The sequence below is a fragment of the Actinomadura sp. HBU206391 genome, from assembly GCF_014323665.1.
Classification (GTDB): domain Bacteria; phylum Actinomycetota; class Actinomycetes; order Streptosporangiales; family Streptosporangiaceae; genus Actinomadura_C.
Genome location: NZ_JABVEB010000014.1, coordinates 59,640 through 77,228 on the forward strand (window position 1 = coordinate 59,640; position 17,589 = coordinate 77,228).

Sequence of the window (17,589 nt, forward strand, 5' to 3'; positions counted from 1 at the left end):
GTGAGCCCGACGACTGGGGCGGAACTGTGCCGGGTCACGATCGTGGGACCGAAACGCCGGGTCGACATTTCGTTGCCCGCCCATGTGCCCTTCGCCCAGCTGTGGCCGGCGATCCTCCACTACTCCGGTGACAACCTCGCAGACGCGGGGCTCGCCCACGGCGGCTGGGTGCTGCAACGGCTGGACGAGGCGCCCTTCGACGGGGCCGTCACACCGGCGCAGGCCACGTTGCGCGATGGCGAGATGCTGTACCTGCGGCCGACCATGGCACAGCTGCCTGAAATGTCCTTCGACGATGTCGCCGACGTGGTCGCGACCAGTGTCAACGACCGGCCCGACCGCTGGCGGGTGGAGTGGACGCGCAACTTCGGCATGGGCGTGGCGGCCCTCGCCGCAGCGACCGCGGCCGCGGTCGTACTGCTCTCCGGGCCTTCGTGGATCCTGCCCTCCATCGCCGCGGGGGTGCTCGGCCTCCTCACACTGATCGCGGCCGTCGCGATATCACGCGCGGTCGGTGACGGCCGGGCCGGCGTGGTCCTCGGCTTCTGTGCCCTGCCGCACGCGTTCCTCGCCGGCCTGCTGGCGCCGGCGCGAGACACCGCACTCACGGATCTGAGCGCCGTTCACGCGCTGTCGGGATTCGCCGTCGTCGTGCTGGTCGCCATGGTCGCCGCGGTCGGCGTCACGGACGGGCTGCCGGTCTTTCTCGGGGCGGCCTTCGCCGCGCTGATGGGCGCGATCGGCGCGGGGATGGCGGTGCTCTTCGACGGGGTCTCGGCGGCCGGGGTCGCCGCAGTGACCGTCACGGTGACGAGCGGCCTGATGCCGCTGACCCCGACGATCGCGTTCCGGCTGGCGCGCGTGACGCTGCCCCCCGTACCGGAGAGCGCCGAGGACCTGCGGCGGGACACGCTGATGGTCGACGGCCAGCAGGTGCTGCGCCGTACGGCGCAGGCCGACCGGTTCGTGACCGGGATCGTCCTCGGGCTGGGCCTGGTCGGGTTCGCCGCCCAGATCCCCCTGGCGTTCTCGGACGGGTGGCTCGGCCCCACGATGAGCGCGGTGGTGGCGGTCGCCCTGCTGCTGCGTTCGCGGATCTTCCGCGGCCGGGCCCAGCGCCTGGCGCTCATGGTCCCGGGCGTCGCGGGACTGGGCGTGCTGGCGGTGGCGAGCTCGGTCGGCGCCGACCAGTCCGTCATCCTGATGGCCGTGCTCGCACCCCTGCTCGCCGTCACCGCGGTCGTGGTGGGCGTCAGCCTCTGGCTGCCCGATCACCGACCCTCGCCGTTCTGGGGGCGTGCGGCCGACATCATCGATCTGCTCGTGGTGCTGAGCCTGGTGCCGCTGGCGCTCGGCGAGGTCGGGCTGTTCTCGTACGTACGCGGCCTGGCCGGCTAGGGGCGACAGGATGCAGACCCGAAAAGACCTGCTGCAGGCCCACCGGCTGATGACCCAGCGGGCCTCGCAGGCCCTGATGCTCGGCGAACCGGACCACCCGGAGCAGCCGCTGCGCCGGCTGAGCATCGCGACCTTCGCCGGCGTGATGGTCGCCGTGCTGATCGCCGCGGTCTTCGGCATCATCGGCATCGTGCGGCCCGGCGGCGCCACGGGCCTGCAGAAGGCCGGCATGCTCATCGTCGAGAAGGAGACCGGCGCCCGGTACATCTGGTGCGAGAACGGAAAACTCTGCCCGGTGGCCAACTATGTGTCCGCGCGGCTGCTGGCCGGAGCCGACGCCAAGAGCCGGCGGACCGTGTCGCGGAACTCGCTGAGCGAGTTCGAGCGAGGACCGCTGATCGGGATATCCGGGGCTCCTGACACGCTGCCCGATGCCAAGAAACTCGTGAAGAGCCCGTGGTCGGTGTGCGTACGTACCGTGGAGATGGGCGTGTCCGGGCGCACTTCGGCGGTGACGCTGATCGCCGGGCGCTCGGTCGGCGGTCGGCCGCTCGGCGATGACCAGGCCGTTGTCGTCGTGGCCGACGATCAGGCCTGGCTCCTGTGGCGGAACAAGCGGTTCCGGGTGCCTTCGTACGCCGTCGCTTCCATGACGCAGAACAGGCCCGAGGTCGCCGCCAAGTGGCTCAACGCGCTGCCCGAGGGGCCGCCCTACGCGGCGCCGGACGTTCCCGGGCGCGGAAAGTCGGTGACGGGCCCGAACGGCCCGGCCAAGGTCGGCCAGATCTTCACCGTCGACGAGGCGGCCGGCGGCGCGGTGTACGTCCTGCTCGAGGACGGACTGGCCCGGATCAGCGAACTGCAGATGCAGCTGTTGCGCGCGGATCCGCAGTCGACGAAGGCCTACGGTGACCAGCCCGTCGCCACGATCCTCACCGACTCGGCCAAGGCGAACGCCCACCAGTCGAGCCGGAACCTCGCGAACGGCGAACTGCCGCAGCGGGCCCCGGCGATCGTCCAGTACACCGACACGAGCGCGTTGTGCGCGGCCTACGAGGACGCGACCGGCAACACCGGGGGGCGGTTGACGATCGGGGGGACGCTGCCCTCGCCACCGCAGAGCGTGGCCGCAAACTCGGGCGGCGCGGACCAGTTCGTCTTCCCGCCCGGCGGCGCCGCCGTTGCCGGGCTGGTGCCCAGCGAGGGAAAGGCGGCGGCGGTCAGCACGTATTACCTGGTCACCGAGGGGCGCAGGTTCGCGTTCAGGTCAGCGGAGGAGGCAGGCAAGCTCGGCTACGACGTTCCGGGGAATGCAGCGAAAGTGCCGGCGGACGTCCTGGAGCTCATCCCGATCGGCCCCACCCTCGATGCCCAAGCCGCCGCTCAGCAGGTCCAAACAAATGTTCCCGCGACCGGGAACGGCGGTTGACTGGTAAACGTCAGACTTATGTCAATATAGGCGAACGAGGATGGACAACCTCCTATTGGACTCGTAGAGTAAAGAGATCTTTGCGTAAAGCGATCTTGCCCGTGCCTAAGGGTTTAATGGGGACGCACGGTGAGGTGGTGGTCGCGGAGCGGGGGCTCACGGCGGCGGACCCGCGCCTTTCCCCTGATCAGGCCTCGGGTCGTGTCAGTCAGTAGTCACTGGGAGGTGACGGATGTCAGGACAGTCCGCTGTCGATAGGCAAGCAATGGCCAAGGCCGCTCAGGACATCGATGCGTCCGCAGGTGTGATCAAGGGCTTGCAGATCCAGCTCGAAGACCACAAGAACGAGATGCGGCGCGGCTGGGAGGGTCGGGCCTCCATGGCGTTCGAGAACGTGTTCCGCCGGTTCGACGAGGACTTCAAGGTCGTCCTCCGGCAGCTTGAGGAGATGCACCAGAAGCTCGTCGACACCAAGATCACGTACGAGGCCAAGGAGCAGATGGCCGACGAGGCCGTCAACAAGGTCCAGGCCCTGCTCAACGGCACCACCTGAGCCGCCCACCCCTGACGACGCCGCGACGACGGAGGAATAGACGATGAGTGGTGACGACTACACCAGGGCGAACTTCGGCGCACTGACGGCGGGCGAGGCGAACTTCTCCCTGGCCGCCCGTGCGCTGCGCGACGAGCTGAATGATCTCGAGGCGAAGCTCAACGGCAGCCTCGCCCAGTGGGAGGGCGACGCGCGGACCTTCTACACGCAGGCCAAGGCCAAGTGGGACCAGGCCGCCGCCGATATGCAGAACGTCGTGCAGCAGCTCGGTGTCGCGATCGGCGACTCGCACTCCAACTACCAGGCGGCCGAGAAGGCCAACACCGGCCTTTGGGGCGGCTGACGTCAGCATGATCAGGGTCACCGGGCCAGCGGAGCGATGGGCCCGCCGGCCCGGTTTCTCGTTTCAGGTAGGGGAGCCGCAGGCACCGGCGACACCATCCAGCCAGATAACCAGGAGACGGCGGTAGCCGACGGGAGGCATCAGTCATGGCGCCGGTCAATGACAGTGGGGGCGGGAACGGATACCCGGAGGACCTGCCCTCGCCGGGCAAGGGAATTCTGGTCCACCACGACGTGCTCAAGAACGTGCACAAGTTGTTGCACGACGATTTGACCGAACTCAAATCGCGGGGCAGGGGGACCTTGAACGATCTGCAGGCTGACGAAAAGGGCCGGATCAGTAGGGCCGAGCTGGGCAATTATCCGGCAACGCAGGGTCTCGCAATGACGACCAAGAACGCCTACGACCAGATCGGGAATGTCTACAGTCAGTTCCTCACCGCCTATGAAAGCCTGATCGACTCCATCAAGCAGGCGGCCGACACGCACAGGGAGACGGAGCAGACCAACGCCGCGGGCTTCGACCGCATGCACACCGGCGGGTCGCCGACGAACTCGGGCTCACAGTTCTACGCCTGACGGCTCGGGCAGGGGAGAGGGACGGGAAGACGATGTCCGGACAGAACCATGACATCAGGTCAGAGCAGATAAGCACGGGCGGCTCGGAGATCGGCGGCGGGAACTCCGTATTCTTCTGGGAGAACCAGTACGAAGAGCTCAAGAAAATCGTCATGGAGATGAAGCCCGGCCAGGTCGAGACGGCAGGGGCTGCTTTCACCGCGATGGCGACCCGCATGTACGAGTCCGTCGAGCTGATTTACAAGCAGGCGAGGCGACTGTCCGAGCACTGGGGCGGCAATGACGCCGTCGCGGCCATGAAACAGATGCAGAAGGCCTACGACCAGGCCAACGAGATCTACCGGAAGAGCCACCAGACGGGCTCGGCCCTGGAAACTCATGCCAAAATGCAGAAGAGCTGGCAGGAGAGCATGGGCGGCGGCCACTGGTACGGCTCCGACTGGATGGGGGTCGGGGGCGCGGCCGGTCTGGCCACCAGGAACTATCAGGCCGGCCAGCTGATGGACCAGCTGCAGGACCAGACGGTCCAGTCGAACAACAATTTCCCCAAGACCATTCAGGCCGACATGCCCGACACCTATGCCAGCCCCTTCGGGCGCACTCCCAAGCCGGGCGGCATGCCCCCCGGTGGCGGCGTGCCCCCCGGTGGCGGAATGCCCCCCGGTGGTGGCAGCCTGCCGAGTGGCGGCAACCTGCCGGACGGCGGCAAGCTGCCGGGCGGTGGGAACCTGCCGGACGGCGGCTCGGGCGGCGGCAGGTTCCCGGGCGGCGGCGACTTCTCCGGCGGCGGCAGCGAGCTCGCCGGACTCCCCGGAGGTGGCGGTGGCGGTCTGGGCGGTGGCGGCCTCGGTGCCGGCGGCGGGCTGCCGGGTGGCGGCGCCGGCGCGGGCGGCGGGCTGCCGGCCGGCGGCGTGGGCGCCGGTGGGCTGGCTGCCGGTGGTCTTCCCGGCGGACTCCCGGGCGCGGGCGCTCTGGGCAAGAACGCCCTTGGGGCCGGCGGAATGGGCGGCATGCCCATGGGCGCCGGAGGCGGCGGCCAAGGCGGCAACGAAGAAGAGCGCGAACGCACCACCTGGCTCACCGAGGACGAGGACGTGTGGGGAGCCGACGGCGATGCGACACCGCCGGTCATCGGCTGAGCCAATGGCCGGATCTGACGGCTGACGACATGGCAGGCTGGGCGGTTCAGTCTGGCCAGACCTGGTGAGGGCATTGACCGCAGATATGTGAGGTACGTCGATGCGGCTATCGAGTCGAGCGGCGGCCGGAGCAACGCTGGCCCTGCTCATGGTGGCGGCGACATCCTCGCCCGGCTGGGCGTCGGCGTACCCGAAGCCGCTCGAGCAGCAGTGGTGGTTCACCACCTGGGGGGTCCAGGACAGACTCTGGCCGATCACCCAGGGTCAGGGCGTCACGGTCGCCGTTCTCGACTCCGGGGTTCAGGCCAGTATCCCCGAGCTCTCCGGGGTGGTCCTGCCGGGCACGGACGCCTCCAGCGGAGGTGGTGACGGCCGTACCGACGTCGACAAGTCGGAGGTCCCAGGGCACGGCACTGGAATGGCGTCATTGATCGCCGCACAAGGGAGAGGCACCGGTTTCGTCGGTGTGGCGCCGCGTGTGAAGATCCTGCCCGTCGTGACGGAGGGTCTGAACGGGGCCGCATCGGCGATCAGGTACGCGGCCGATCACAAGGCCAAGGTCATCAGCGTTTCCCAGGCAGGACGTGCGGCGTGCCCAAGTGATGTGCAGGAGGCCGTGGGTTATGCGATCGAGCGCGATGTAGTGATCGTCGCGGCCGCGGGCAACGATGGTGACACCACGAATGCGTCGGTGTTCCCCGCGAACTGCTCGGGGGTGCTCGCCGTCGGGGCCGTCGACTACAGGTTCAGGCCTTGGGCCAAGACGCAGCGGCAGCCGTATGTCGCGGTCGCGGCTCCGGGGGCTCAGGTCGGCAGTGTGCTGCGGGACGGGGAGTTCCACCCCAGTTCGGGCGGCACCAGTTCGGCCACGGCGTTGACCTCGGCCGCCGTGGCCTTGGTGCGGTCGAAGTTCCGGGCGATGCCGGCGCGTGACGTTGTCCAGCGCATCATCGCCTCGGCAGGTGATGTGGGCGCGCCGGGAAAGGACCGTCAAACCGGATACGGTCTTATCCGTCCCTATCGCGCCCTGACCCAGAGTGCGCCGAAGAACGCGCCGAACCCGGTCTTCGCCGCCTATGACAAGTGGGCCGCCGCCAACAAGGCCGACGCGGCCGGCCGGTCGAAGGCCGACGGGTCGAAGTCCGACACGGACGCGCCGATCGCCTGGCGAGCACTGACCATTCTCGTCATCCCCGTAGTGATCGCCATTCTTGCCGTCGTCTTCTTCGGCAGCCGAAGCCGTCGCCGCCGGCCTGCTCCCAGCGGTTTCCTCCAGCCGGGTGGATTCCCGCGACCCGGTGGTCATCCGACGCCCGGTGATCCGTACCCTCGACCGGGTCGAACTCCCGGGGCGCCACCGGGCGCCCCTCCCCACTTCGCGCCACGGGATGGCGGCCCGCGACCTCACGGTGCGCCACCGCCGCCGCAGAACCAGAATCCCGATCGTCGACCCGACCAATGGGATGCGCCAGGCCGCGACCAGCGGTGACGGACCCGATCCGCTCCCATTCGCGCCGACCTCGAACTGACCAACACGGCGTTTTATTATGCCTTGTGCCGATATAGGGGGAAGAGCTGTCATTCCGGCGGAGCTAGTCGCTGCGTTACCATAGTGCGGTTTTTGTAGGTCCGTCAGTGTGTTTGGGATAGGTCTAGAGCGGGGTAGGCGATGGTCGGCGATCCGGAGGCGGATGACGTCCCGTTCGAGCAGAAGCTTCGTGCCGCTCGCGAGTCGCTGGGCTCCCGTACCGTGTCGCCTGCCGGTGACGGCGCAGAGGCGGAGTTGCGCGGCGAGGGCGAAGCGGTCGAGGGGCGGGTGCACGCCGTCGCCCTGACCGGCGGACGATTCGACTCCCTCACGCTGGATCCGCGGGTGATGCGGATGGATACCGCAGAGCTCGCCGACGCCATTTCACTTGCGTTGAACGCCGCTCTGGATTCGGTGCGCGCTCAGGCGTCCGCCCAGCAGATCGATATGGTGCCCGATGCCGGAACTCTGATGGAGCGGCTGAGCGAGGTGCAGAACGCCGGTCTGCGTCAACTGGACATGATGAACCGCGCCATCAATGAGGCGCTCGGCGGCATCCGAGATCGTGCCTACGTCAGTGGTGACGCGGGTCTCCACGGGATGGAGCACCTTTTCGAGCGGGCACAGCAGACCGTCGGTGCGCTGATCGCCCCATCCCCGGGCGGTGAGCCGCCCGGCGGAGTGGGTGAGGCCGGTGAAGGCACGGTCCGCGTGAAGGTGAGCGGAAGCGGCCGGATCGAGCAGATCGAGTTCGGCCCGCGTGCCATGCGATCAGCGTCGCACGAGCTGGCGGCGCAGGTGTTGATCGCCGCCAACGCGGGCCTGGAGCAGGCACGGCTGGAGGCGGCCGAGAGGATGCGCGGTCTCGGTGCGGACATGTCGCAGCGGGTGCGCGAGGTCCAGGACCAGAGCCTCGAGCAGTTGGGCGGATACGTGCGCTCGCTGAACGCTCTGATGAGCAGCATCCAAAAGCGCTAGCCGGGGGTTCATGGTGGGTTCGGGTCACCTGGAAGTCGATGCCGAGCAGATTCGGCGTGGAGGCTCCGGGATTCGGTCGGCGGTCCAGCAGCTTCGCTCGGAGTGGGAGGCCTTTCAGGGGGAGCTGTCCAGTTTCGGAGAGCCGTGGGGACAGGACATGATCGGCGCCCTGATCGGCGGGTGTTACTACGCCATTCTGGAGGTCGCCGGCGAATGCATCGAGGAGAACCTCGCCGGACTCGAGGACCATGCTGACGGCGTGAACACGATGGCCTCCACCTATTTCCAGGCGGAGGACGCAAGCAAGATCGAGGTCAATCGCGTGCGAGACATCCTCGGGTGATCCGAGGCACTGGTCCGTGCATGACACATAGGTGAACAGATGGGTCTGCAACTCCCCGGAGAATTGATCTCCCTGCTCGGCATGCTGGGTTATGACTGGCCCGAGGCCGACGAAGAGAAGCTCTTCAAGATGGGCGGTGCCTGGCTCGGCTTCTCGGGAAAGCTCGGGCAGCCCGTGGGCGCGGCCCACGGTCACGCGCAGCAGGTGTGGACGGGCAACCAGGGCGAGGGCATCGAGGCCTTCCGAAAGGCATGGTCGCAGGAGGACGCACCCGCGCCGGCCCTGGAGGACGCCGGAACCGCTGCCACGATCATTGGCGCCGCGATGATGGTGTGCGCCGCGATCGTACTGGTCCTGAAGATCAACGTGATCATTCAGTTGGTCATGCTGGCGATCCAGATATTCCAGGCGGTGGCCACCGCGGTGGCCACCTTCGGCGCGTCGCTCCTCGAGATCCCGTTCTTCAAGATCATCACGTCTCTGATTCTCGACCAGCTGATCGACTTCGCCCTGCAAGCCATTCTTAATGGCTAGAGTGAGATTCACCCCGCCGCGCGGTGCGAGTGGCGGCGGCGCGAAGGGTGTGTGATGGTGGCGATGCCCGAAGAGGTGGACTGGCCGGCGCTCCTCGGGGAGATGATCCTCACAAAGAATGAGATCACCGAACTTGACGAAGAAAATCTCGAACCATTTACGGTACCAAGGTTGAAGTTGTCGCCAGCAGAACTCGAAGCATTCGAGCGGAATGTGGGTGAACGTCTGCCCGCTGGTTACCGACAATTCCTGCTTCATGCGAATGGATGGCAGAGATTCTATTTCCGCGTGGACCTTTTCGGAATCCCCGAGCTGCAGGGCGAGGGAAACTGGAGGATCGCCAACGCGCTGCTTCAGGTCTACGAGGAGGAGGACGTACTTGACGATCTCGGACTGGACCCGGACGGCGTCATCCCGGTCGCCGCGGGCGAGGGGATGAGAGATCTCTTCCTGGTCATCCGCGAAGGATGGCCCGGCGCGGGCCAGGTCTCGTGGATCGATGGTGAGGAGATCGATCGCTATGCGGATTTCGCGGAGTTCATCGCCTCGATGACGGAGTACAACAGGCGTTACGTGGAGAGGTTGCGCGCGGGGCAAGGTTGAGCCGGAGGCGAGAACGCGGCCGGTCAAGTACGGTGCCGCCCGTGCCGTGCGGCCGGACGGCGGTGTTCGCCGCCGAGGGCTGCGGATATCCGGTTCACCGGGCGTGCTCATTTCGGGGGCGCGGCGCCCCGTGCGCCAGGTCGGCGACGCCGCGCCCGGTCATGGTGCGCTATCGATCGCGGATGACTTTCACTACCTGTGCCGCCGCCGACCCCGGATCCGACACCGGTCCGATCGACTCACCCCATGACCATCGATAGTGATCGTCAGTGACGGTGATCTGCTCGGTGAGCAGGGGTGTCGTGCGGTTGGTGGCCTTGAGGAACGGAGCTGCCCTGTCGATGACGGAGACCTCCGCGCGCACGCCGACCCGCGCGTTGAGCTCGACGGCCAGCGCGGTCAGCGACTGGGTTTCCCGGTTTGTATGCGTGTCGATCGACATCGGGGCTCTCCTCTGACGACGTGGTGATGTTCCTCCCTTAAGAGTGCCGACTTTTAGTTACGCGTAGTGCATAGTTCGTTACCCTGTGGGGTCATGTGTCGGGATGGACGTCGGCTCGCGAGCGTCTGATGCCGGGAGCGGAACGCCGTCGTGGCGTCGCGATGCGCGAAGGTCGCCATGGGTAGCGGAAAGCTCACGTTCCGGGGTAGTCCCGCAAGATGCCGATGAGTCCTAGCATCATGCGCCATGAGCAAGCGGAGGATCGAGCTAGAGGCCGAGGTGCTCGACTGGCTCTACCAACTCCCCACGGCCTCTTTCGCGACGACGGCGTTCTTCGTCAGCGTGCTCTCCCTGCAGGGAGCCCTCCTGTCCAGGCCGTACACCGCGCAGCTCGGCGGTAGTTTCAGCAGGCTGTACGCACTGCGGTTCTTCGCGGGGCTCGAGGCGGTCGGGCTCACCTACTGGTTCGGACCCGATCACCGGTTGGTGCTGCTCACGGTGTTCCGCGACGGCCAGGTGCAGCGCCGGTACGAGGTCGACCGGGCCAGGGAGGCGCTGCTGCGGTGCGCGACCCACCGGCCGGACGACCACGTGCGGTGGGGGGAACTCCGGGACGAGCGCATGGAGGCCCCCTCGGCCGCCGAGGTCTTCGAGGCCGCCAAGCAGTCGTACGAGTTCGCTCGTACCGTGCGAACGGCACGTGAGCAGCGGCGCTGGACCATCCGGACACTGGCCGACGCCGCGGAGACCAGCGAATCGGTCATCGCCCGGTGCGAGGCGGGCGGCATCCCGCCGACCGCCCCGGTGGCCGTGCGCATCATGGGTGCCCTCGGCCGTGAGCCGGTGACCGCGAGACCATGTCTTCCGGCGAAGCCGTACGTCCCCGCGCCGGACGGCGCGGTCGGCTGATGGGGCGGCGCGGCGCTGGTGCCGAGGTCAGCTGAGAGGACGGATGCTCGAGATCGTTCTGCTGATGAGGTCGTCGCTCTGTTCCAGGGGGACCCCCCGGTCGGCGACCGTGATGAAGACGACCGGGTCGCCCTCCGTCGAGGGGAACGCGACCGTGTGCACGACCGCCCGCGGCGGGTCGCAGGGGCCGCGGGTGCCGTTCAACGTGACGGTCGCCGTGACGTGGTAGCCGGTGATACCGCCGCGTACGACCCGCACCGGGCTGCTCAGCTGTACCGACGGGGCGCTGCCGTTCTTGGGGGTGTAGCCCGCATTGGCCCATCGGCGGGCCGCGTACTGTGCCGTGCTCGGCAGCTCGGAGGTCGTGGCCGAAGGGCTCGTGTCGGGTGCGCTGCCCCCGGAGACGCCGGTCTGGATACGCGTGCACTCTCCCTGCTGGATACCGGCCGCGCCGCTCATCCCGGCCAATATGTTTCCCTCCGCGTCCTCGAAGCCCACGATCATCCCCACGCTCTGGACCTTCCAACCGGGAGGAACGTCGTAGGCCAGGCGGTGCTTGACGGCGGCCACACCCTGCCAGCCGGCGATCTGCGGCCGCACCGTCGAACTCGTCGGGCTCGGGACCGGCGACGACGACGGTGACGCCGACGACTCCGGTGCGGGCGGCGGCGGAAGCGCCGGACTGGTGGTGGGGCGCGGGGCCGGGGCCCGCCGGCCGAGCAGGACCAGTGCGGTGATGCCGCCGCCGACGATGAGCACCACGACCAGCGCGATCGCGAGGATCACGCCGATGGCCGCGCCGCTTCCGCCCGATGGCGGAGGTGGTGGGCCATAACCGCCGGGGAGGGGGCCGGGGACGGGGTGCGCCTGCGGTGGCATGGCTCCCGGTGGAGGTGCCTGCCCCTGCCCGGGCAGGGGGTACGGGTCGTCGCCGCCGCCGTAGCTTCCCGGCTGACCCCAGTGCTGTTGTCCCTGTCCAGGCCATGACATGGCCAGAACGCTAGTGGAGGACGTGTGGGGTTATGCCCTGATCGACAGTTTTTGGCCGTTCGCGCGACATCACCGGAGATGGATTGTCCTGTACGTCCATGGTTCACGTCCGAAATCACCGTGGCGGCCGGGAGTCCGCGACCGGATGTGGTCAGCCTTTCTCGGCGTGGAACCCATTGAGCTCCCTTGTAGCGACCTCGATGACTGGATTACCCCGCTTAGTCAGGTATACATAGTGATTCCGGCGAACTGCATACGAATGCTACGAAACCTTCTTAGGCTGTACGTGGACGATTCCGACTGCCCAGAGGCCTGAACGTGACCGACGTGACGAGCGGGTCAGCGACGACGCGTTTAACGCAAGCGGACCGCGTCTACGTCGGCTGGCACTACGCGCGGGTGCATCCGGATCCCGGACCGCCGCCGCGCCGTCCGCGGCCACCCGAGGCCGAGCAGATCAGCCAGAGCTGGCTGGCGACGCAGCGGCGCGGTGAGAACCTCCTCAACCGGCACCTCAAGATCACGGCCGCCGGCGCGGGCGTCGGGGCCCTGATCTTCATGGTGGCGTGGATGTCCGGCCTGCTGCACTGGGCGTTCGCCGCCGTGGGCCTGCTCGCCTGCGCCGTGATCATCCTCATCACCGGATGCACGGTCTATCAGAGTGAGAAGGCACTGCGGTCGCGGGTGAACGAGGAACGCGCCAGGCTGGAGCGCCAGCGCGAGAACCGCCAGCGCAAGCTCAACGCCGCCCACGAGCAGCACGCCCGTGCCTACCGCGAGTGGGACCGGCGCCGGAACGCGTACGAGAGCCAGCAGGAGTGGTATCCCGTCAGCGTCCCGCCGGGAGCCGACCGCGTCGATGTGGTCGGCGGGACCCTCGCCGGCTGGTCGGCCGCCGTGACCATGATGGGCGCCGCCCGGCTCGCCGCCGGAGCCCAGGTCACCGTGCTCGACCTGTCCGAGGGCGCGGTGGCGCACGATCTCGTGCGGCTGGCCGGCGACCGCGGTGACGACCCGCTGGTCTGGGTGCTGCCCGCCGACCTGCCCCGTCTCGACCTGACCAGGGAGCTCGGCCCTGAGGCCATGGCCGATGTGCTCTCGCTGGTGGTGAGCGCGAGCGAGGAACAGAGCAGTACGCGCGACCTGTCGTTCGACAACGCGATCCTGGAGCGCATCCTCGTCGTCTTCGGCGGCACTGCCTCGGTCCGCCAGCTCACCGCCGCGCTCCGGGCGCTGGCCCAGGTCGGCGACCCGCGCGACGACCTGCGCCTCGGGCTCATCACCGAGGAGCAACTGAGGCGGATCACCACGATGTTCGGCCGTGGCGCCGCGGACCAGGTCGTGATCGAGCGCGCCTGGGCCCTTGAGTCACAGCTGCGCAAACTCGAGGTGCTCGGCACCGAGCCGGTTCGGCTGCCGCCGTCTCGCCTGCACGTGGTGTCCATGGACCGCCGGGCGGGCGTGCTGACCAACCGCGTTCTCGGCACGTACGTCGCGACCGCGCTCACGCATGTGCTGCGCGAGTCGCCGGCCGGGCGGCGGTGGGACCACACCCTCTTCCTGTGCGGGGCGGAGAAGCTCCGTGGTGACGTCCTCGACCGTCTCATCGACGCCTGCGAGACCACCGGTACCGGCCTCGTCCTGATGTACCGTTCCATTCCCGGGCACGTACGGGAACGGCTCGGCCGAGGGCACGCCGCGGTCGGCTTCATGCGGCTGGGCAACGCCGACGACGCCCGCGTCGCGGCCGAGCACATCGGTGTGGAACAGCGGCTGAACGTGGCGGCCATCACCGACCACGCCGGTGAGACGGTCGCCGACCTGAAGCACGACCCCTACGCCAGCACGGTCGCGTACGCCCGTGCCCGTGGAGGCGACGCGCTCACCGACCCAGGGTGGTCGCCGCTGCCCGACCCGGCCGAGAACGACGAGGCGCTCGTACGCGGGATCAACACGGCCACGCCATGGGGCCGGAGCATCGCCGAGGCGGCCAGGGCCGGCGTCGGCGGGCCGGCCGATGTCGTGAACGGTGATCCGGTGAACGGCGCTCCCGCGGAAGGCGCGCCGGCGAGCGGTGTTCCCGCGGGCGGTGCGCGTGTGGACGGCGAGCCCGCGAACGGCGGTGCCGCGAGCGGAGAGCCGGCGAACGACGGGCCGGGGGATGGTACGTCCGGAGATGGCGGTTCCGGGGACGGCGGTCCCGGGGATGGGGCGCCCGCTCAGCGCGACGGCGGCCGGCGGTCTCGGGAGCTGCTCGTCGAGCCGCACCAGATGCAGGAGCTGCCGCCGACCGCGATGATCTTCACGCACGCCACCGCCAACGGCCGGCGGGTCAGGCTCGTCGACGCCAACCCCGGGATCATGACGCTTCCCACCGTGCATTCCGTGGAGTACGAGGAGTATCTGCGTGAGCAGAGCGCCCTCGACGCGGCCGCGGCGGCTGCCGTCATCGGCACCGGCGAGCGGCAGGCGCTGCGGGACGGCGGACCGGACGAGGCCTCCCGCACCGGTCGGCCGGAGCCCGGCACACCGCAGCGTGGCACCGCGTCCCCCGGCACACCACGTGCCCGGCACGCCGGCCCTAGCGGCGACGGCGACGCCCGTACGCCCGGGTCCGCTCCTGTGCCGCCCTCGAACGGAGAGCACACCGTAAGGCCCGAGCGGCGGGATCCGCAGTCCGCACCGGGGGCGGAACCGGCCGGCGGCGCGCCGGTCCAGCCGCCGCCGAACCTCGGGCCGCCGCCGGAGCGGCTCGACTTCCGCCGGAAGAAGCACTGATCGCTCGTCGGCGCCGACCTCGGACGGCCCCGGTCCGGCATCGAGGGAGCCGGTCTCGACCTCGTCGCGCATCCCGTCGCGCAGCGGAGATGTCGTCGAGTTCGCGCATCCGGCCGTGGCGCCCGCCGGCCGGCCACCGGTCTGACACCCTCCGGGGCCCGGCCAAGTCGGACGGCTCGCTGGCGTGGGCGGCCGGGCGGCGTCAGGATGCTGGGGTGAGCGAGGTTCTGAGCACACTGACGAGCACGGCACAGGCTGCCCCGGCGCCCACGGACACCGGCCGGATGGAGGAATCGTGACCGCGCTCCTCGGCCCTTGGTACCGCATCGAGTCGATACCCGCACCCGACCGGGTCTCCTCGGCCGAGTGGGACTTCGTCACCGTCCTGCCGGCCGCTCTGTCGGCCGCCCAGCAGCACCGTCCATTCGTCGTCGGCTGGCTGTCCCGGGGGAACGGCTCGCCGCTCGAGCTCATCACCAACGCCGGGCAGCCCACGCCGGACGACACCGGCCGCCATGGCCTGCTCTTCCCCAACGGGGCGCGTGGCGTGGCGATCGGCGAGGAGTGGCTGCGGCAGGCCGAGCACATGGTGTGGACCCGCTGTCCGGGCCGGCTCGCTCCGCGCCTCGTTCAGCAGCGCGGCGACCGTGACCGGCCCGGGCTCTTCGAGTCGACGCTGGTCAGTCTCATGGAGCGGCCGTTCGGCTGGTTCGTGGTCGCCGACCCCTGCGACGAGCGCTTGATCGACGAGGAGATTCACGATCTGCAGTACGACCTGCAGATGCAGCGGCGCAGAGAAGAGGAGCAGGGCCGGCTGGTGACCGAGCGCACCGACCAGCGGCTCGCCGAGCTCGACGCCTTTCGTGAGGCGGGTCTGTGGAACGTGCGGGTACTGGCGGGGGCGGCCAGCGAGACCGAGCTGGGACAGATCGCACCGGTGCTCGTCGGCTCCATGGAGGTGAGTCACCACCCGTACCGGCTGAGGTCGGGTCAGGGCTCTCTGCGGTTCGGCGAGCTGCTGAGCCCGGTGGCGCTGCCGGCCACCACGCACCAGAGGCCGTCGCTGGCCGAAAACGAGTTCCAGTTCCCGTTCGTGGCCACGGCCGGCACGCTGGCCGCACTCGCGGGCCTGCCGCGGCGGGAGGTGCCCGGACTGCGGGTGCTCGAGGCCGGCTACTTCGACGTGACCTCTGAGACCGCCGGCGGCTCCGAGCAGATCTCGCTGGGCACCATTCTGGACGGGCAGGACCGGCAGGTCGGTACGTTCACGGTGCCCCGATCCACCATCAACCGGCACGTCTTCGTGACGGGTGCCACCGGCGCGGGCAAGTCGCAGACCGTACGCCACCTGCTCGAACAGCTGACTCGCGCGGGGATTCCGTGGCTCGCCATCGAGCCGGCGAAGTCGGAGTACGCCGCGATGGCCGGCCGGATCGAGGATCTGGGCGCGCCGGTCACGGTGATCAACCCGTCAGACCCGAGTGCCGTTCCAGTCTCGGTCAACCCGCTCGCCCCTGAGCCCGGCTATCCCGTGCAGGCCCATATCGACATGGTGCGGGCCCTGTTCCAGGCGGCGTTCGACGCCGAGGAGCCGTTCCCCCAGATCATGTCCCAGGCGCTCCAGCGGGTCTACGAGGCCAACGGCTGGGACGTCGTGACCGGGGCGGGAGTGCCCGGTTCGCTCGTGGAACCCTCGGTGCCCACGCTCGAGCAGCTGCAGGACGCCGCGTTGCAGGTCGTCGACGACGTCGGTTACGGCCGGGAGCTGATGGCCGACATGAAGGGCTTCGTGGACGTGCGGCTGCGGTCGCTGAGGATCGGCTCGGCGGGGCGGTTCTTCGAGGGCGGCCACGGCGCCGACATCGGCGGGCTGCTGCGCGACAACGTGGTGCTCGCCATCGAGGACGTCGCCAACGACGAGGACAAGGCGTTCCTCATAGGAACGCTCATCATCCGGATCGTCGAGCACCTCCGGATGCGGGCCAAGCGCGAGGGCGACGAGGATCCGTCCGGTGGTCTGCGGCACGTCATCGTCATCGAGGAGGCGCACCGCCTGCTGCGCAACCGAGGCTCGGAGCGGGCGAGCGCGCACGCCGTCGAACTCTTCGCCGGAATGCTGGCCGAGATCCGCGCGTACGGCGAGGGCATCGTCGTCGCCGAGCAGATCCCCGCCAAGCTCGTGCCGGACGTCATCAAGAACACCGCGCTCAAGGTCGTGCATCGGCTGCCCGCGTTCGACGACCGACACCAGGTCGGGGCGGCGATGAACCTCGATGACGACCAGTCCCGTGAGGTCGTGTCGCTGCGTCCCGGTGTTGCGGCAGTGTTCGCGGACGGCATGGACCGCCCGCTCCGCGTTCGCGTTCCGCTCGGCGAGGGGCGGGAGCGGGCGATGGCCGGCCCGCCGCCGCCCATCGACGGCCGTCGCTCCGCGGCGTGCGGGTGCGAGTGCCGGTCCGGACGGGCCTGCACACTGTACGAGCTGCGGGAGGCCGACCTGCTCGCGACGGCGTACGAGTGGGCGTGGCTGAGAGTGTGGGCCGACGTGCTCGTCCTGGCCCATGCCGTCAACCGGCCGCTGCCGGCCGTACCGTCCGAGCTCGGCCGCGGCTGGTCGCGCCTGACGGCCCGGCTCCGCGAGTGCGTGCTCGCCACCGTGCTGGAGCGGTGCGTGAGCCGGCGGGCGCGTGCGCTGCGGGTCGCCTTCCGGCCTGAGGAGCTCATCGCGACAGTGGCCGGGGTCGGCCAGCAGATGCTCGGCGGAGCCTACGATCTCGCGGGATCCCTGCCGGGCGGCACCTGGGTCATCCCGCAGGTGCGATGGCTGCACGAGATGGACCGGCTCTTTCCTTACGGCGGCGGCACCCCCGACAAGCACGCGCTCGCGCCGCCGATGGACTACTCACTGCCGGGCCTGAAGCAGCAGCCGGACACCAAGTTCGGCCATCGGCTGTGGGCCCTGCGGCGGCACCCGCTGTCACCCGAGCTCGAGCGCAACCGGCCGCTCGCCCGTACGGCCATCGCCGGTGACGACGATCACGAGG

General features: G+C 69.2%; 16 protein-coding genes. 14 read left to right on the forward strand and 2 right to left on the reverse strand.

Annotation, left to right across the window (positions count from 1 at the left end):
• The 11 genes from eccD to HKK72_RS08740 all read left to right on the forward strand — a co-directional run bounded on the left by eccD (nt 1) and on the right by HKK72_RS08740 (nt 9,426).
• On the forward strand, nt 1-1,398 hold the full coding sequence (gene eccD, locus HKK72_RS08690) for a type VII secretion integral membrane protein EccD (RefSeq protein WP_187233750.1): 1,398 nt from the start codon (nt 1-3) through the stop codon (nt 1,396-1,398).
• A gap of 10 nt (nt 1,399-1,408) precedes the next feature.
• Entirely contained in the window at nt 1,409-2,827 is a 1,419-nt protein-coding gene (gene eccB, locus HKK72_RS08695; protein WP_187233751.1) for a type VII secretion protein EccB, read from the forward strand.
• A 232-nt stretch (nt 2,828-3,059) separates the two neighbouring features.
• Complete coding sequence (locus tag HKK72_RS08700) at nt 3,060-3,380, forward strand: WXG100 family type VII secretion target (protein WP_261986658.1); 321 nt, start codon at nt 3,060-3,062, stop codon at nt 3,378-3,380.
• A gap of 43 nt (nt 3,381-3,423) precedes the next feature.
• Complete coding sequence (locus tag HKK72_RS08705) at nt 3,424-3,723, forward strand: WXG100 family type VII secretion target (RefSeq protein WP_187233753.1); 300 nt, start codon at nt 3,424-3,426, stop codon at nt 3,721-3,723.
• 146 nt (nt 3,724-3,869) lie between these two features.
• Nucleotides 3,870-4,301, forward strand: a complete 432-nt coding sequence (locus tag HKK72_RS08710; protein WP_187233754.1) for a hypothetical protein — start codon at nt 3,870-3,872, stop codon at nt 4,299-4,301.
• A gap of 32 nt (nt 4,302-4,333) precedes the next feature.
• Entirely contained in the window at nt 4,334-5,440 is a 1,107-nt protein-coding gene (locus HKK72_RS08715) for a hypothetical protein (RefSeq protein ID WP_187233755.1), read from the forward strand.
• A 100-nt stretch (nt 5,441-5,540) separates the two neighbouring features.
• A complete protein-coding gene (locus HKK72_RS08720) occupies nt 5,541-6,929 on the forward strand; it encodes a S8 family serine peptidase (RefSeq protein WP_187233756.1) in 1,389 nt (462 codons plus the stop codon).
• 180 nt (nt 6,930-7,109) lie between these two features.
• The gene (locus HKK72_RS08725; protein WP_187233757.1) at nt 7,110-7,946 is read left to right on the forward strand and encodes a YbaB/EbfC family nucleoid-associated protein; all 837 of its coding nucleotides are present in this window, start codon (nt 7,110-7,112) and stop codon (nt 7,944-7,946) included.
• 10 nt (nt 7,947-7,956) lie between these two features.
• Nucleotides 7,957-8,289, forward strand: a complete 333-nt coding sequence (locus HKK72_RS08730) for a hypothetical protein (protein ID WP_187233758.1) — start codon at nt 7,957-7,959, stop codon at nt 8,287-8,289.
• A gap of 39 nt (nt 8,290-8,328) precedes the next feature.
• The gene (locus tag HKK72_RS08735) at nt 8,329-8,823 is read left to right on the forward strand and encodes a hypothetical protein (RefSeq protein WP_187233759.1); all 495 of its coding nucleotides are present in this window, start codon (nt 8,329-8,331) and stop codon (nt 8,821-8,823) included.
• A gap of 63 nt (nt 8,824-8,886) precedes the next feature.
• Complete coding sequence (locus HKK72_RS08740; protein ID WP_187233760.1) at nt 8,887-9,426, forward strand: SMI1/KNR4 family protein; 540 nt, start codon at nt 8,887-8,889, stop codon at nt 9,424-9,426.
• Between the two features lie 169 nt (nt 9,427-9,595).
• Here HKK72_RS08740 and HKK72_RS08745 read toward each other — a convergent pair whose 3' ends face one another.
• A complete protein-coding gene (locus tag HKK72_RS08745; RefSeq protein WP_187233761.1) occupies nt 9,596-9,868 on the reverse strand; it encodes a hypothetical protein in 273 nt (90 codons plus the stop codon).
• 246 nt (nt 9,869-10,114) lie between these two features.
• Here HKK72_RS08745 and HKK72_RS08750 point away from each other — a divergent pair, with 246 nt between their 5' ends.
• The gene (locus HKK72_RS08750; RefSeq protein WP_187233762.1) at nt 10,115-10,777 is read left to right on the forward strand and encodes a multiprotein-bridging factor 1 family protein; all 663 of its coding nucleotides are present in this window, start codon (nt 10,115-10,117) and stop codon (nt 10,775-10,777) included.
• 27 nt (nt 10,778-10,804) lie between these two features.
• Here the strand turns inward: HKK72_RS08750 and HKK72_RS08755 are convergent, their stop codons facing one another.
• Nucleotides 10,805-11,767, reverse strand: coding sequence for a hypothetical protein (locus tag HKK72_RS08755; RefSeq protein WP_187233763.1), 963 nt, complete (start codon nt 11,765-11,767; stop codon nt 10,805-10,807).
• A gap of 327 nt (nt 11,768-12,094) precedes the next feature.
• Here HKK72_RS08755 and HKK72_RS40755 point away from each other — a divergent pair, with 327 nt between their 5' ends.
• Both HKK72_RS40755 and HKK72_RS08765 read left to right on the forward strand, forming a co-directional pair.
• On the forward strand, nt 12,095-14,545 hold the full coding sequence (locus HKK72_RS40755; protein ID WP_315987150.1) for a hypothetical protein: 2,451 nt from the start codon (nt 12,095-12,097) through the stop codon (nt 14,543-14,545).
• A 295-nt stretch (nt 14,546-14,840) separates the two neighbouring features.
• Nucleotides 14,841-17,589 (forward strand): ATP-binding protein (locus tag HKK72_RS08765; protein WP_315987151.1); only part of this gene is annotated, 2,749 nt, incomplete at its 3' end.

Excerpts from the sequence above, each read along its gene's own strand:
- HKK72_RS08705 (WP_187233753.1), top strand. The coding sequence starts at position 3,424 with ATGAGTGGTGACGACTACACCAGGGCGAACTTCGGCGCACTGACGGCG.
- HKK72_RS08745 (WP_187233761.1), bottom strand. The coding sequence starts at position 9,868 with ATGTCGATCGACACGCATACAAACCGGGAAACCCAGTCGCTGACCGCG.
- eccB (WP_187233751.1), top strand. The coding sequence starts at position 1,409 with ATGCAGACCCGAAAAGACCTGCTGCAGGCCCACCGGCTGATGACCCAG.
- HKK72_RS08710 (WP_187233754.1), top strand. The coding sequence starts at position 3,870 with ATGGCGCCGGTCAATGACAGTGGGGGCGGGAACGGATACCCGGAGGAC.
- HKK72_RS08755 (WP_187233763.1), bottom strand. The coding sequence starts at position 11,767 with ATGTCATGGCCTGGACAGGGACAACAGCACTGGGGTCAGCCGGGAAGC.
- HKK72_RS08720 (WP_187233756.1), top strand. The coding sequence starts at position 5,541 with ATGCGGCTATCGAGTCGAGCGGCGGCCGGAGCAACGCTGGCCCTGCTC.
- HKK72_RS08700 (WP_261986658.1), top strand. The coding sequence starts at position 3,060 with ATGTCAGGACAGTCCGCTGTCGATAGGCAAGCAATGGCCAAGGCCGCT.
- HKK72_RS08735 (WP_187233759.1), top strand. The coding sequence starts at position 8,329 with ATGGGTCTGCAACTCCCCGGAGAATTGATCTCCCTGCTCGGCATGCTG.
- HKK72_RS08750 (WP_187233762.1), top strand. The coding sequence starts at position 10,115 with ATGAGCAAGCGGAGGATCGAGCTAGAGGCCGAGGTGCTCGACTGGCTC.
- HKK72_RS08730 (WP_187233758.1), top strand. The coding sequence starts at position 7,957 with ATGGTGGGTTCGGGTCACCTGGAAGTCGATGCCGAGCAGATTCGGCGT.
- HKK72_RS08740 (WP_187233760.1), top strand. The coding sequence starts at position 8,887 with ATGCCCGAAGAGGTGGACTGGCCGGCGCTCCTCGGGGAGATGATCCTC.
- HKK72_RS08725 (WP_187233757.1), top strand. The coding sequence starts at position 7,110 with ATGGTCGGCGATCCGGAGGCGGATGACGTCCCGTTCGAGCAGAAGCTT.
- HKK72_RS08715 (WP_187233755.1), top strand. The coding sequence starts at position 4,334 with ATGTCCGGACAGAACCATGACATCAGGTCAGAGCAGATAAGCACGGGC.